Raw genomic sequence first — 14466 nt, 5'->3', positions numbered from 1 at the left:
GGGTGCTCCAGCGAAGTGAGACGTCGGCGTTCCCTGGATCACCCCTGATCCGTCTCGGCGCTGCGCGCCGGTCCACCTTCTCCCACAGGCGGAGAAGGCAAGTGCGCTCAGCCGCCGGCTTTCACCTTCTCGAACATCTTGGCGACGTCGTCGTTCTGCTTCATCGGTCCGGTGAAGATCGTGCTCTTCAGCATCACGTCGGGATCCGCCGGCAGCTGCAGCTTGTCCAGCTCGTCTTTCGACACGCCGGCGAAGGCGGTCGAAAGCGAGCTGCCATAGCCGTAGGACTGGATGAGGTACTTGCCCGAATCGGCGTCGAGCCGGCTGTTGATGAAGTCATAGGCGAGATCGACGTTCTTGGCGTCCTTCAGCATGACGAAGCCGCAGGCCCAGGTGAGCATGCCTTCCTTCGGCTTCATGAACTCGACCGGCACGCCCTGCTTCTTGAGCGACGTGGCCGACGCGTTCCAGGTCATGGCGGCGACCAACTGGCCGCTGACCAGCGCCTGCTCGACCGAGGTCATGTCGGTGGTGTAGCTCGACAGCAGTGGCCGCTGCTCGCGCAGTTTCGCCGCGACTTTTTCCATCTGCTCCGGCGTCATGTCGAAGGGGTTCACGCCAGCCAGAAGTGCCGCGACGATCGGCGTGTCGTGCACGGCGTCGATGGTCGCCATGCGGCCGGCATATTGCTTGTCCCACAAAAGGTTCCAGCTCGCCTCGGGGTTCTTCACCAGATCGGTCCGGTAGAGGATCGAGGTGTTGCCCCAGTCCCACGGCACCATCCAGACCTTGCCGTCGCCTGCCTGCAAGTCGGGCAGGTTCTTGAACACCGGGAAGATCGAATCCCAATTCTTGATGCGCTTGGTGTCGATCGGCTGCAGCAGGCCTTCCTTGTTCCAGCGCGCCACCTTGTCGTAGCAGGGATGGGCGATGTCGGGCCGGAAGCCGGCCTTGACCTTGGTGAAGGCATCGTCGTCATCGCCGAAGATCGTGGCCTCGACACCATCCGGATGCGCGGTGAGGAAGCTCTTGTTGAAGTCGGGCAGCTCGTAGCCCGACCAGGTGAAATATTGCAGCTTGTCGGCGGCCAAAGCGACGGTCGACGACAGCGCCAGGGCGAGTGCGGCTAGACCCGCGCGGGCCTTGTATCCCGTGATCGATTTCAGGTGGACTGTCATTTTCGTTCTCCTCTTCTTTGTTGTGGTTCAGGCTGGATTGCGGCGCGCGGCGCCGAGGCCGCGATGGCGCAGGATCTCGGCGAGGGTGGCGATGACGAAGGACACGGCCAGGATCACCGTTCCGAGCGCCATCACCGTGGGCAGCGAACGCGGGAAGCGCAGTTGGCTCCAAATGTAGAGCGGCAGCGTCGGCTCGGTGCCGGCGAGGAAGAAGACGACGATGAACTCGTCGAAGGAGGTCAGGAAGGCGAGCATGAAGGCCGACAGCACCGCCGGCAGGCTGAGCGGAAGCATGACGCGCCGGAACGTTGTCCAGTCCGACGCCCCAAGGTCGAGCGCCGCCTCGCGAATGGTCTTTGGGATCGCGGCGAATCGACTGCGCATCACCACCACCGTCGTCGGCAGCGCCACCAGGATATGGCCGAGCACGATTGCAACGCGCGACGGGCCGAGGCCAATGAGATTGACCAGGATCAAGAGCGAGATGCCGACGATGACGCCGGGGATTAGGATCGGCAGCCGGGCTATGGCACTGATCGTAGCCGCGAGCGGCGAGCGGCCGTAGAGGTCCATATAGGAAACGGTGATGCCGCAAAGCGTTGCCCCCGAGGCAGCAACGACACCGATGACGAGACTGTTGGCCAAAGCGCCGGACAGCGCCGGATTGCCGTAGAGGGTCTCGTACCAACCGAGCGTGAAGCCCTGCAGCGGAAACGCCGCCTGGATGGAATCGTTGAAGGAAAACAGCGGGATCAAAAGGATAGGCAGATAGAGGAAGACGAGATAGGCAAGCACATAGAGGCCGAGCCAGCGACCGCCCGCATTTGCCTCTTTGCGCGCCGCGCTCATGTGCGGCTGCCAAACCGGCGGTCGGCGCCGCGCGCGACCAGGACCACGCACAGGATGACCAGCATGACGCAGACCGACAGGGCCGCGCCGAACGGCCAGTCATTGGCCTTGCCGAATTGCGACTGGATCAGCGTGCCGATCATGGTACTGGCCGGGCCGCCGACCATAGCCGGCGTGACATAGTCGCCGACGGTCGGCACGAAGACGACGAGAGCCGCCGCCAGCACCCCCGGCATCGAATTGGGCAGCACGACGCGGCGGAACGACGTGAACGGGCGCGCGCCGAGATCGGAGGCGGCTTCGAGCAGCGATTTCGGGATGGTATCCAGCGCCACGTAGATGGGCAGGATGGCGAAAGGCGCGTAGGCGTGCGCAAGCGTCACCACCACCGCGGCCGGCGTGTTGAGGAAGGCGAGCGTCGGCTCCGACCAGAGGCCGCTTTCGATGAAAGCCGAGTTCAGGACGCCGTTATAGGCAAGCACGATCTTCCAGGCAAAGACGCGCAAAAGGTAGCTGGTCCAGAACGGCAGCGTGACCAGGAAGAGCAGCAGGTTGCGCCGGCGGCCGGCATGGAAGGCGAGGTAGTAGGCGACCGGATATGCAGTAGCGACGGTGGCGAGCGTCACCAGGCCGGCGATGACCAGCGAGCGCAGCGTCACCGTCCAGTAGAGCGGATCGGTGGCCACAGTTACGAAGTTTGCCGCCGTCAGGCCGGCGCCGAGCAGCGAGCCGTCATTGCTCCTGAAGGCAAGGAAGAGCACAAGGCCGAGGGCAAAGAGGATGAGGAAGAAGGTGACCACCCCGCCGGGCAACAGCATGGCAAAGCGGAAAACCGGCGAGATGCGGGTTTCCGGCGATCGTCGCGCTGCAACGATGGTGGACATCTGCTAGCTGCCCATCGGATTTTTGAAATCAGCTAATGATTTTTCATATTCCTGAAACTGTCAAGCTAAATCGGTGATGCGCTGCCGCGTTCAACTTCAGCGCTCGAAGGCATCCAGCATCCGATACCAGGCGATGGTGGCGGCAACGCCGACCTGGCGGAAGGCGTGGAACGGGATCGGCCGGATCGGCGACAGCGGGAAAGGCAATCGACTGACATCGCCGGTCGCGAGGTAATCCGCCATGCGCTTGCCCAGCGCGCTCATCGGTCCGACGCCCCTGCCCTGGCAACCGACCACGGCGAGCAGGCCCTTTTCCGGCTCATGCAGGTGCGGGAGATGATCCGGGGTCATCGCCACACGGCCGAACCAGCGCTTTTCGACGGCGATGCCGGCAAGCGCCGGATAGAGGCGCAGCAGCGCGCGTTCGCAATGCGCCCAATCGGCCGCGCTTGAAGGCAGGGCCATGCGGCCGCGTCCACCCAACACCATCCGGCCATCAGGGCCCTTGCGGTAATAGACCAAGATGCGGCGGGAATCGGAAACGGCTTGCCCGCCGGGCAGGATGCTTGCCGCAAGCTCGGCCGGCAGCGGCGCCGTGGCGATCTGGAAGGAATGCAGAGGCACAATCGTCCGGGCAAGCCCGGGGAGCAGGCCGTCCGTATAGGCGTTGGTGGCGAGCACGACCGCCTTCGCGCGCAGTTCGGCGCCGCCTTGCGTGGAGACCCGCCAGACGCCCGCTTCCTTGGTGAGCCTCACCACCCGCTGCTGTTCGGCGATCCCGACGCCGACGTCCGAGGCGAGGCGGGCAAGCTCGAGCGTGTAGGACAGCGGATCGATGACGCCGGCGCGGCGGTCGAGCCAGCCGCCAAGATAGCCCTTGGCGCCGGTCATCGCGGCGATCTCGGCTCGGTCGAGCAGCTTGACGTCGGCGCCGCGAGCCCGCCATTGCCGATCCCGGTTCGCCGCCGCCTTCAGCGCGGTCTCGGTGTGCGCGGCCTGGATCCAACCGTTCCGCGTGAACGGCACCGCAAGCTTCTCGTCACGGATCACATCGAACACCGCGTCGGCCGTCGAGGCGGCGAAGTCGACCAGGGCCTCGCCGCGCTCCTTGCCAAAGTGCTCGATCAGCCATTCGGGATCATATTTGAGGCCGGGAATGACCTGGCCGCCGTTCAAGCCCGACGCGCCCTGCCCGATCGCGCCGGCATCCAGCACCTGGACGGAAAGACCGGCGCGGGCCGCGTGCAAGGCGGTCGACAGACCCATGATGCCGCCGCCGACGATCACCGCGTCGAGCGTGCCGTCGCTCGACAGCTCGGACTGGAACGCCGGAGCTGTTGGGGGCTTTTGCCAGATCGGATCGGAAAAGGCTGCGGGCAATTGGGTCACCTGAGGCGCTGGAGGCTCGTGAAAATCCTATTGCTGATTTCATGAGCTTGAAAGGGGACCCGATGGGCCAGTCGGCGCTTGGCTATGTGACAGCATGCCATTGGCTCATAACCTCGCCATCGATGGGATAGACGTTTGCATTAAATGCGGGGAAAGTGCCGCGCGACAATCGAGAGGACAGAAGACCATGACCGATTTAACCCGCCTCCCTGGCGACGGCCTTTTCGTCGGCCGCGCCAGGACCAGCGAAGCCTCCCATCCGCTGGTGGTCACGGTGCGCGCAGGCGAGGTCATCGACATCACGTCGAGCGCGGCGCCTACCGTGCGCGACCTCTGCGAGCTGAAGGACCCGGCCGCCTACGTGCGCTCGGCCCGGGCCAAGGCGATCGGCACACTGGAAGACATCGCAGCCAACAGCTTCGAGTCTCAGCGCGACGCCAAGAAGCCGATCCTGCTCTCCCCCGTCGACCTGCAGGCGGTGAAGGCTTCCGGCGTCACCTTCGTCGTCAGCCTGCTCGAGCGCGTCATCGAGGAGCAGGCCCGCGGCTCCGCGGAAAAGGCCGACGCCATCCGCGCCGACATCGCCGGGCTGATCGGCCATGATCTCTCCAAGCTCAAGCCAGGGTCGCCGGAAGCGATGGAGATCAAGGCCAAGCTGATCCAGCGCGGCGCCTGGTCGCAATATCTGGAAGTGGGCATCGGCCCCGATGCCGAGATCTTCACCAAATGCCAGCCGATGGCCTCCGTCGGCTTCGGCGCCGATGTCGGGCTGCATCCGGTCTCCACCTGGAACAATCCGGAGCCGGAGATCGCGATGATCGCCGACAGCTCGGGCCGCATCGTCGGCGCCACGCTCGGCAACGATGTCAATCTGCGCGATGTCGAAGGACGCTCGGCGCTGCTGCTCGGCAAGGCCAAGGACAACAATGCTTCCGCCTCGCTTGGACCTTTCATCCGGCTCTTCGACGAGACCTTTTCCATCGCCGACGTGAAGCGCGCCACGGTGCGGCTAAGCGTCGAGGGCGAGGACGGTTTTTCGCTGGAGGGCGCAAGCTCGATGGCCGAGATCAGCCGCTCGCCGGAAGAGCTGGTCAGAGCCGCGATGGGACCGCATCACCAATACCCGGACGGGCTGGCGCTCTATCTCGGCACCATGTTCGTGCCGTCGAAGGATCGCGGCGAAAAGGGCAAGGGCTTCACCCACAAGGTCGGCGACATCGTCACCATCTCGTCGGAAAAGTTGGGCGCGCTGACCAACCGGGTGCGCCTGTCGCCCGACTGCCCGCCCTGGACCTACGGCGCCAGCCACCTGATGCGCGATCTCGCCAGAGCCGGTCTGATCTAGCAGCGGATCACAACGGCATACGCTTGCTCATCACTGGAGGCTGATGAGCGCAGCGGCGTTTGCCGGGAAAATATCACGGTAACTGATGCAATCTGATGGGATTGCTGATGGCGTGCGGAGCTGTGCCAACATCCATTGACGATCGAGGCTTGCCAGCGGCCGAAAAAGGGAATGCTCTAGAGGCGTCCGGTCGGCGCGGGCAGGAAGATGCGACCCTTGAGGACCGCATCGCGCCTGATGTGGAGGTGGTTTTCAACATGGGAGGAAATCGATGCTTTCGAGGCTGAGACTGTTCGTGCTTGGCTTGATCGCGGCAATCGCCATTCCGGCGATTGCCGAGGCCAAGACCTTCTACTGGATTTCGCATGGCGGGCCGGCCGATCCGGTCTGGACCTACTTCCTGGCCGGTGCCAAGCAATGGGCGACCGACACCGGCAACAAGGTGAACACCTCGTTCCACAATGGCGACGTTGCCTCGCAGCAGGAGGCTGTTCGCGCCGCCATCTCGGCCAAGGCCGACGGCATCGTCACCACCAGCCCCGATCCGGGCAGCCTCGTCGAGATCGTCAAGGAGGCCCGTGCGGCCAACATTCCGATCATCAACTTCAACACGCCCGACCCGAAGGCCAACTTCAACGCCTATGTCGGCGGCGACAACGTCACCTTCGGCAAGCACTGGGCGCAGTATCTGGTCGACAAGGGCCTGGTGAAGAAGGGCGACTTCGTATGGATGCCGGTGGAGGTGCCCGGCGCCACCTATGGCGTGCAGGAAGAGGAAGGCATCAAGAGCGTGTTCGAGCCGCTCGGCATCACCTATGAGGTGACCGAGGCGACGCTCGACCAGGCCGAAGTGATCAACCGCATGGTCGACTATCTCACCGCCCACAAGGGCAAGGTGAAGGCGATCATCGGCCTCGGCGACCTCGTCACAGGCTCGGTCAAGCGCGTCTTCGACCAAGTCGGCGTCAAGCCGGGCGAGATCCCCGTTGTCGGCTGGGGCAACTCGCTCGACACCACCCAGGAAGTGCTGAACGGCTATGTCAACGCCGCGCAGTGGCAGGACCCGCAGGCGACCAGCTACATCGCACTTTCGATGGCGGCGATGGCGTCTGCCGGCATTCCTCCGGGCTTCAACGTCATCACCGGCGCGCTCTATGAAAAGGATACTGCCGGCGTTTATGACAAGATCCTGTCCGGCAAGTAATTGCTGACATTAACGGTCGCGGCTTTCGGGCCGCGATCGCTTCCTGGACCGTCGAGTCCTGACTGATCGCAGCGGGCTCGCCAATCATTCACATCGCGGGCCCAATGGAAAACCGTTCCTTCATCCAAAGTTTCATCGCGCGGCCGGAATTCGGGCCGTTGGTGCTGCTGATCGTCGAACTCGTCATCTTCTGGGGCATCAATCCGGATTTCCTGTCGCCGCAGAACATCTCGAACATCCTCGCCTTCACCGTCGAGCTTGGGCTGATCGCGCTGGCGATGACCTTGCTGATGACGTCGGGCGAATTCGACCTGTCGGTCGGCTCGTTGTTCGGCTTCTCGCCGGTGCTGATGTGGACGCTGTTCAACGGCGGGGTCACCTCGCTGGAGATGGGCTTAGCCATCGCGCTGGTGGTCGCGGCCTTGATCGGGCTTGTCAATGGCTGGTTCGTCACGCAGCTCAAGATCCCGTCCTTCCTGGTCACGCTCGGGATGCTGCTCGTCGTGCGCGGCACCGCGCTTTTCGTCACCGATGGCTTTCCGCAGCGCACCTGGAGCGCCGAAGGCAGCTGGCTTGCGGACATCCTGGTCGGCGACTTCTACATCGGCCCGTTCCGCGTCTATGCCTCGCTGTTCTGGTTCATCGGCGCCGCGATCGCGCTCGGTTATGTGCTGACGCAAAGCCGCACCGGCAACTGGATCCAGGCGGCCGGCGGCAATCCCAACGCGGCGCGCGCCCGCGGCGTCAATGTCAGCCGGGTCAAGATCGGCCTGTTCATCCTGTCGGCGGTGATGGCCTCGCTCGCCGGTGTGATCTCGTCGCTGCGCACTTCGGCTGCCAATCCGAACAGCGGCACCGGCTACGAGCTCGAGGTCATCGCCATGGTGGTCATCGGCGGCACGGCGCTGACCGGCGGCCGCGGCACCATTATCGGCACGGTGCTCGGCATCCTGATCCTGCGCGTCATGCGCAACGGCATCGTGCTGATCGGCGTTCCGGGACTTGCCTACAACATCTTCATTGGCGCGATCATCCTCGGGATGATGGCGCTGCACTCATGGCTCGAACGCCGGCACCAGGCAGGGACTTGAAGACGATGGCCGAGCCTCTGATCCGCATGACGAACATCCGCAAGTCCTACGGGCGCGTACAGGCGCTGGTGGACGCCAACTTCCACGTCAACGAAAAGGAGATCGTCGGCCTGCTCGGCGACAACGGCGCCGGCAAATCGACGCTGATCAAGGTGCTGTCGGGCGCGGTGCCGCTGACCAGCGGCAACATTTTCGTGCGCGGCAAGAAGGTGAATTTCCGCAGCACCAGCGACGCGATCGCTGAAGGCATCGAGACGATCTATCAGGACTCCGCGCTTGTCACGCAGCTGTCGATCGCCCGCAACCTGTTCCTGGGGCGCGAGCCGATCAAACCGCCGCGTTTCCTCAACCGCATGGACCAGGAGGCGATGAACACGGTGGCACGCGACCTGCTCAAGCAGGTCGGCATCTCCAAAAACATCCCGCCGACGACGCCGATCGGCTCACTATCAGGCGGCGAGCGGCAAGCAGTGGCGATCGCGCGCGCCATGCATTTCGACAGCGACCTCATCATCCTCGACGAGCCGACCAACAATCTCGGCGTTGCCGAGACGCAAGGGGTGTTGAGCTTCGTGCGCGGCGCCCGCGATTCCGGCCACTCCTGCATCTTCATCGCACACAACATCCACCATGTCTTCCAGGTCGTCGACCGCATCGTGGTGATGCGCCGCGGCAAGGTGGTGGCCGATGATATCGATCCGAAGAAGACCACCGTGGCGGACGTCGAACGCGTCATCACCGGCATGTCGGACAAGGAGATCCGCGATGCGATTTCCGACGGCCCGCAGCCGCATGGCTGATTTGGCCTGACCTTGACTTTTGACTGGGGCTCGATCCTATCCCATGACCGGACCCATGAAAGCGACCGTAGCCGACATCGCCAGAAGCTGCGGCCTGTCGACCGCGACGGTCGACCGAGTGCTCAACAACAGGCCGGGCGCAAGCGCGGCCAACCGGCAGCGCGTCTTGGAGGCGGCAAAGCAGCTCGGCTATCTGCCGACGCTCGATCAAGTCGTGCTGCCGTCGAAGCCGGCGCATCTCGAATTCTTCCTGCCGATCGGCAGCAACGCCTTCATGGCCGACCTTGCCCATCATATCGAGGACTTTGCAGGGCGCCTGCCGCTGGTCGCCTCCTGCCGCATCCACAATCTCGCCGGGATCTCGCCGGGCGCGCTGCAGGGCGCGATCGAGAACCTCTCGCTCAAGGCCAACGGCGTTGGCGTCATCGCCGTCGACCATCCACGCACGCGCAACATTTTGCGCGAGCTGGTCGAGGCCGGCATTCGGCTGGTCACGCTGGTTTCCGATGTGCCCGCGGCCCCTCGCTCGGCGTATGTCGGCATCGACAACCGGGTTGCCGGACGCACGGCGGCGCTGCTGATGGGCCGCTTCCTTGGCGGCCGGATCGGGCACCTCGCGATGGTCGTTGGCTCGCGCTCCTACCGCGGCCACGAGGAGCGCGAGATGGGTTTCCGCTCGGTGCTCGCAGAAGAGTTCCCCAATCTCACCGTCTCCAGCGCCGTCGAGATCAACGACGAGCCCGACGCCAGCTACAGCGCGACCATGAAGGCCTTGCACAACGAACCGGAACTGCTCGGCATCTACTGCGTCGGCGCCGGACGCTCCGGCGTGGCCAAGGCGTTGCTCGAGGCCAAGCCGCGCAGAAAGCCCGTCTTCATCTGCCATGACCTGACCAGGGAAACGCGCCGCTACCTCGTCGACGATCTCGCCGACGTGGTCATCGACCAGAACGCCCGGCTGATTGCCGAGCAAGCAGTGATCCGCCTGCTCGGCTCGATCGCCTCGTCGGCGCCGTACCTGACCAAGAAATTCATCGAGCCCCGGCTGATCATGAAGGAAAACGTGCCGGTGCAGTAGGCGCGAATGGCATAATGCCGTCGCCTCACTGATTTGTCAGACGATTGATCCGGCAAATCTGCACACCAGCTATGCACGTTTCGTAGTTGCCGAATGGTTGGGCAAATCGTAATTATTGCGGCGTCGGATGTCTTCCTCCTCCCGGACACCGGCGCTGAATGCGGTGCTCCTCCTCCCGCGCCGTATTCGAAATCGAAGCCCGCTGCCTCCTCCTCCCGGCAGCGGGCTTTTTCTTTGCCTGCACTTAGGCGGAGCGCCCCTCACCCGGATATTGCCGAGTCGAATTGCCTTGCAATTCGAGCAATCCGAACTCTCCTGGGGAGAGAGGAGACGGGTCAGCGCCGGCGCTAGCCTGGCCGCGAAGCGGCCGCATCAGGGGAAGCCGCCTTCAGCGTGCCCGGAACGAGGCGATCAGGCTCTCGGCCATGCGCACGAACTGCGCGCTCGGGCCCTCGGCGCCAACGCTCTGCATCGAGACGCGCGCGCCTTCGAGCAACAGCGACAGCGTATCGGCGAGCAACTCGGCCTGGCCGATGCCGGCATCGCGGCAGAGCGCAACCAGCTTTTCGCGCTGGGCTTCCTTCAGTTCCTTGATAACGCGCCGTGCCGGGTGATCGGTCTCGGTGAGCTCGACGGCGGCATTGGCCATGTCGCAGCCGCGACTGTCGGCGCTGAGCAGCTCCGAAGCCTTGCGGACCCAGGCATGCAACTGCGCGAGCTTGTCGCCGGGATGCTCGGCCTCGAACTCGTCCCATATCCTTGAAGCCTTCGCCGCCGTGGCGCGCAGGCATTCGATGATCAGATCGTCCTTGGATTCGAAGTGACGATAGAGCGTCATCTTGTTGGTGCCGGCAGCCTCCGTGATGGCGTCGACGCCGACGCCCTTGATCCCGTGCTTGTGGAACATGTCCTGCGCCGTTTCCAGGATGCGATCCCGGGGGCGGGAACGTTCCGCAACGCCGTCAGTCATCATGCTCTCCTTTCGTCGTTTCCAAAAAAACCGAGGTCACCTCTTGACTAGGGTGTTACCGGTCTGTAACTTTCAGATGTTACTTACTGGTAACACCTATATCGCTCCCCGTCAAACGACAAGGCCCCCCGATAGAGCCCTGCCAGAGTGAGATAGGACGAAAAACCTGCCTGTCATGCGGCTTCGGCCGGTGAAAACGAGAAAAAGCGGTCCGTGATCATCCGATGCGGGCCGCAGCAAGGAGCCGCTCCTATGCAAAAGCGCAAAGACCTGACGATCGACGAAGCCATCCGGGATCCGATGATCCGGCTGGTGATGAAGGCTGATGGGGTCGATCCCAACGCCTTCGAACGGATGCTGCGCTCGCGCGCCGCGGAACAGGCGCCGGAAGATGTCCCGCCATCCTTCCTGGAGGATTCCGGTTCCGTCCGGGCCCGGCGCATGCGCCATTTTGCAAAACCGTTCGGCGAGGCATCCGCGTCATGGTGAACTTCTTCATCCACCGCCCGATCTTCGCATCGGCGATCGCCATCATCATGGTGCTCGCTGGTGCGATCGCCTATTTCCTGCTGCCGGTCTCGCAGTTCCCTGACATCACGCCCCCGCAGGTCGTGGTCAGCGCCCATTATCCAGGCGCCAGCGCGCAGGTGGTGGCCGATACGGTCACCACGCCGCTGGAGCAGCAGATCAACGGCGTGCAAGGCATGACCTATATGTCATCGACGAGCTCGAATGACGGCTCCTCGACCATCACCATCACATTCGACGTCGGCTATCCGCTGAGCACGGCGGCCGTCGACGTCCAGAACCGCGTCTCGCAGGCCGCATCCTCCCTGCCGGCCATCGTCAACCAGGGCGGCGTCACGATCAAGAAGCAGAACCCGAACTTCGTTCTGATCGTCGACCTCACCTCGCCCGACGGCTCGGTCGATCCGGTCGCGCTGAGCAACCTCGCCTATCTCCAGGTCGTCGATCCGCTGAAGCGGCTGCCCGGCGTCGGCGACGTGCAGATTTTCGGCGAACGGCGCTATTCGATGCGCGTCTGGCTCGATCCGGACAAACTGGCCAATCTCGGCATCACCGCCGTCGATGTGCAGAACGCCATTTCCGAGCAGAACGTGCAGGTGGCGGCGGGCAAGATCGGCCAATCGCCGGCGCCGGCCGGCACCGCCTTCGAGATGCAGGTCAATGCGGTCGGCCGTTTGAGCGACCCGAAGGAATTCGGCGACATCGTCGTGCGCGCCAACTCGCAGAACGGCTCGCTCGTGCGTCTGCGCGACGTCGCCCGCATCGAGCTCGGCGCGCTGCAATATTCGTCATCGGCCTTCTTCGGCAATGACCCGACCGTGGTGCTCGCCGTCTACCAGATGCCCGGCTCCAACGCGCTCGACCTGCAGCAGCGGGTCAAGGACAAGATGCAGGAATTGTCGGCGCGCTTCCCGAAGGGCGTCCACTACGCCATGCACTACGATACGACGCGCTTCGTCTCGGCCTCGATGCATGACGTGCTGATCACGCTCGGCGAAGCGCTGGTGCTGGTGGTAGCTGTCGTCTTCATCTTCCTGCAGAGCTGGCGCACTACCATCATCCCGACCATCGCCATCCCGGTGTCGTTGATCGCGACGCTGGCGGTGATGTACATGCTGGGCTTCTCGCTCAATATGCTCTCGCTGCTCGGCATGGTGCTGGCGATCGGCCTTGTCGTCGACGACGCCATCGTCGTGGTCGAGAACGTCGAGCGACAGCTGGAGGCCGGCCTCAAGCCGCTCGCCGCGACGCGCGCGGCGATGGCCGAAGTGACGGGCCCAATCATCGCCACCACGGCGGTGCTGATGGCGGTGTTCATCCCGGTCGCCTTCATCCCCGGCGTTTCGGGACGGCTCTACAACCAGTTCGCGCTTACCGTTGCGATCTCGGTCGGCATCTCCGCCTTCAACTCGCTGACGCTGAGCCCGGCGCTGAGCGCCGCGTTCCTGCGCCATCGCGGCGAAACGCAGTTCGTGCTGTTCCGCTGGTTCAATGCCGGCTTCGACTGGCTGTCGCATGCCTACGCGCATGGCGTGCGCATTCTGATCCGGCTGCGCTGGGCCATGCTCGGCCTGTTCGCGGCGGGCTTGGTCGCCACCTATTTCGTCTGGCAGAAGCTGCCCTCGACCTTCCTTCCGGTGGAGGACCAGGGTTATTTCTTCGTCGTCATCCAGTTGCCGGACGGCGCTTCGCTGGAGCGCACCGACGCGGTGGCGCAGAAGGCGCGCGACATCCTGCAGAACACGCCCGGCGTCGACATCGTCGGCTCGATCAGCGGCCTGAACTTCCTCACCAGCGCCGCGCAATCGAACTCGGCGGTGGAGTTCGCCATCCTGAAGCCGTGGGACGAACGCGGGCCCGACCAGAACGCATCGAAGCTGGTCGCCGAGGTGCGCAACAAGTTGCTGCAGATACCGGAGGCGTTTGCGCTCTCATTCGATCCACCCTCGATCCCGGGCCTCGGCACGACCGGCGGCTTCGAATTCCAGGTGGAAGACCTTTCGGGCCGCGGCAGCGCCGCGCTCAACGAGGTCACGCAGGCGCTGATCGCGGAAGCACGCAAGCAGCCGGAGCTCAATCCGCAGCAGCTGTTCTCGTCCTTCTCGACCTCGACGCCGCAGTTCAACTACGACCTCGACCGCAGCAAGGCGAAGCTGCTTGGCCTCAACCTGCCCGACGTGTTCAACACGCTGCAGATCTATCTCGGCTCCCTCTACGTCAACGACTTCAACCTTTTCGGCCGCACGTTCCGGGTGACGATCCAGGCCGACAAGGACGCGCGCGGAAACGCGAACGACATCTCGCGCCTCTACGTGCGCAATGCGTCCGGCGGGATGGTGCCGCTGAGCACACTGGGCAAGCTGGTGCCGATCGTCGGTCCCGAGACCGTGCCGCATTACAACAACAACGCATCCGCCCTCATCAACGGCGGCGCGGCGCCAGGCTTCTCGTCCGGACAAGCGGTCGCGGCCATGGAGCGGGCGGCGGCAAACGTGCTGCCGCGGGACTTCGGCTATGAATGGACCGGCATCACCTATCAGGAGCTCCAGGCCGGATCGATCGCCTCGATCGTGTTCGGCCTGGCGATCGTGTTCGTCTTCCTGATCCTGGCGGCGCAGTATGAAAGCTGGGCTATGCCCTTCATGGTGCTACTCGCCGTGCCGCTCGCTTTGTTCGGCGCCTTCGTCGTGCTCTTGCTGCGCGGCATGCAGATCGACGTCTACTCTCAGATCGGTTTCGTCATGCTGATCGGCCTGGCGGCGAAGAACGCGATCCTGATCGTCGAGTTCGCCCGACGGCGCCGCGAGGAAGGCCTGACCATCGTCGAGGCGGCGATGGAAGCCGCGCGGCTGAGGCTGCGGCCGATCCTGATGACGGCCTTCGCCTTCATCCTCGGCGTGCTGCCGCTGATGTTCGCGACCGGCGCGGGCGCCGCCAGCCGGCAGTCGATCGGCACCACCGTCTTCGGCGGCATGGTGGCGGCGACGATCCTGTCGCTGGTCTTCGTGCCGGTCTTCTATGCGGTAATCGAGAAGCTGCGCGAGCGCGGCGGCGAGAGCGAACCTGCCGCGGGGCCTCACCATGCCCCGCACCAACAAGAGATTGAACCGACCGCCGAGCCCGTCCGGCTCGCCCAGGCGGCCGAATAGG

The 14466-nt window shown here is 64.1% G+C and carries 12 protein-coding genes; 7 read left to right on the top strand and 5 right to left on the bottom strand.

Going from position 1 to position 14466, the window contains the following annotated elements; translation table 11 throughout:
- Positions 1-107: 107 nt before the first annotated feature.
- From A9K66_RS21245 to A9K66_RS21230, 4 genes are all read right to left on the bottom strand, one after another.
- Positions 108-1178: an ABC transporter substrate-binding protein gene (locus A9K66_RS21245; RefSeq protein ID WP_067327788.1), complete on the bottom strand. Its 1071-nt coding sequence runs from the start codon at positions 1176-1178 to the stop codon at positions 108-110.
- A 27-nt stretch (positions 1179-1205) separates the two neighbouring features.
- Positions 1206-2027: an ABC transporter permease gene (locus tag A9K66_RS21240; RefSeq protein WP_067327787.1), complete on the bottom strand. Its 822-nt coding sequence runs from the start codon at positions 2025-2027 to the stop codon at positions 1206-1208.
- Positions 2024-2911 (bottom strand): ABC transporter permease, encoded by an 888-nt coding sequence (locus tag A9K66_RS21235; protein ID WP_067327786.1) that lies wholly within the window; start codon positions 2909-2911, stop codon positions 2024-2026. The genes A9K66_RS21240 and A9K66_RS21235 overlap by 4 nt, the downstream gene beginning before the upstream one ends.
- A gap of 96 nt (positions 2912-3007) precedes the next feature.
- A complete protein-coding gene (locus A9K66_RS21230; RefSeq protein ID WP_082954001.1) occupies positions 3008-4291 on the bottom strand; it encodes an FAD-dependent oxidoreductase in 1284 nt (427 codons plus the stop codon).
- A gap of 196 nt (positions 4292-4487) precedes the next feature.
- On the opposite strand from A9K66_RS21230, the gene A9K66_RS21225 reads away from it, so the two are divergent.
- The 5 genes from A9K66_RS21225 (at position 4488) to A9K66_RS21205 (ending at position 9818) form a co-directional block, all read left to right on the top strand.
- Entirely contained in the window at positions 4488-5645 is a 1158-nt protein-coding gene (locus A9K66_RS21225; RefSeq protein WP_067327784.1) for a fumarylacetoacetate hydrolase family protein, read from the top strand.
- 271 nt (positions 5646-5916) lie between these two features.
- Positions 5917-6849 carry a substrate-binding domain-containing protein gene (locus A9K66_RS21220; RefSeq protein ID WP_067327783.1) on the top strand — a complete coding sequence of 311 codons (933 nt, stop codon included), beginning with the start codon at positions 5917-5919 and terminating at the stop codon, positions 6847-6849.
- Between the two features lie 104 nt (positions 6850-6953).
- Positions 6954-7940 (top strand): ABC transporter permease, encoded by a 987-nt coding sequence (locus A9K66_RS21215; RefSeq protein WP_067327782.1) that lies wholly within the window; start codon positions 6954-6956, stop codon positions 7938-7940.
- Between the two features lie 5 nt (positions 7941-7945).
- The gene (locus A9K66_RS21210; RefSeq protein ID WP_067328013.1) at positions 7946-8740 is read left to right on the top strand and encodes an ATP-binding cassette domain-containing protein; all 795 of its coding nucleotides are present in this window, start codon (positions 7946-7948) and stop codon (positions 8738-8740) included.
- Between the two features lie 55 nt (positions 8741-8795).
- Complete coding sequence (locus A9K66_RS21205; RefSeq protein ID WP_067327781.1) at positions 8796-9818, top strand: LacI family DNA-binding transcriptional regulator; 1023 nt, start codon at positions 8796-8798, stop codon at positions 9816-9818.
- A gap of 388 nt (positions 9819-10206) precedes the next feature.
- On the opposite strand, the gene A9K66_RS21200 is transcribed toward A9K66_RS21205, so the two are convergent.
- Positions 10207-10788 carry a TetR/AcrR family transcriptional regulator gene (locus A9K66_RS21200; protein WP_066989382.1) on the bottom strand — a complete coding sequence of 194 codons (582 nt, stop codon included), beginning with the start codon at positions 10786-10788 and terminating at the stop codon, positions 10207-10209.
- Between the two features lie 252 nt (positions 10789-11040).
- Here A9K66_RS21200 and A9K66_RS21195 point away from each other — a divergent pair, with 252 nt between their 5' ends.
- Positions 11041-11277 (top strand): hypothetical protein, encoded by a 237-nt coding sequence (locus A9K66_RS21195; protein ID WP_067327780.1) that lies wholly within the window; start codon positions 11041-11043, stop codon positions 11275-11277.
- Positions 11271-14465, top strand: a complete 3195-nt coding sequence (locus A9K66_RS21190) for a multidrug efflux RND transporter permease subunit (protein WP_067327779.1) — start codon at positions 11271-11273, stop codon at positions 14463-14465. Before A9K66_RS21195 ends, A9K66_RS21190 begins: the two co-directional genes overlap by 7 nt.
- The last annotated feature ends 1 nt before the right edge of the window (position 14466 follow it).

The organism is Mesorhizobium sp. AA23, from assembly GCF_001672435.1.
Taxonomy (GTDB): Bacteria; Pseudomonadota; Alphaproteobacteria; order Rhizobiales; family Rhizobiaceae; genus Mesorhizobium.
Note: the sequence above shows the minus strand (reverse complement) of the source record. Positions and strands in the feature narration are given on the sequence as shown.

Bases quoted from the DNA above. Each gene is read 5' to 3' on its own strand.
- A9K66_RS21190 (WP_067327779.1), top strand. From the start codon at position 11,271: ATGGTGAACTTCTTCATCCACCGCCCGATCTTCGCATCGGCGATCGCC.
- A9K66_RS21215 (WP_067327782.1), top strand. From the start codon at position 6,954: ATGGAAAACCGTTCCTTCATCCAAAGTTTCATCGCGCGGCCGGAATTC.
- A9K66_RS21200 (WP_066989382.1), bottom strand. From the start codon at position 10,788: ATGACTGACGGCGTTGCGGAACGTTCCCGCCCCCGGGATCGCATCCTG.
- A9K66_RS21220 (WP_067327783.1), top strand. From the start codon at position 5,917: ATGCTTTCGAGGCTGAGACTGTTCGTGCTTGGCTTGATCGCGGCAATC.
- A9K66_RS21235 (WP_067327786.1), bottom strand. From the start codon at position 2,911: ATGTCCACCATCGTTGCAGCGCGACGATCGCCGGAAACCCGCATCTCG.
- A9K66_RS21225 (WP_067327784.1), top strand. From the start codon at position 4,488: ATGACCGATTTAACCCGCCTCCCTGGCGACGGCCTTTTCGTCGGCCGC.
- A9K66_RS21240 (WP_067327787.1), bottom strand. From the start codon at position 2,027: ATGAGCGCGGCGCGCAAAGAGGCAAATGCGGGCGGTCGCTGGCTCGGC.
- A9K66_RS21245 (WP_067327788.1), bottom strand. From the start codon at position 1,178: ATGACAGTCCACCTGAAATCGATCACGGGATACAAGGCCCGCGCGGGT.
- A9K66_RS21195 (WP_067327780.1), top strand. From the start codon at position 11,041: ATGCAAAAGCGCAAAGACCTGACGATCGACGAAGCCATCCGGGATCCG.
- A9K66_RS21210 (WP_067328013.1), top strand. From the start codon at position 7,946: ATGGCCGAGCCTCTGATCCGCATGACGAACATCCGCAAGTCCTACGGG.
- A9K66_RS21205 (WP_067327781.1), top strand. From the start codon at position 8,796: ATGAAAGCGACCGTAGCCGACATCGCCAGAAGCTGCGGCCTGTCGACC.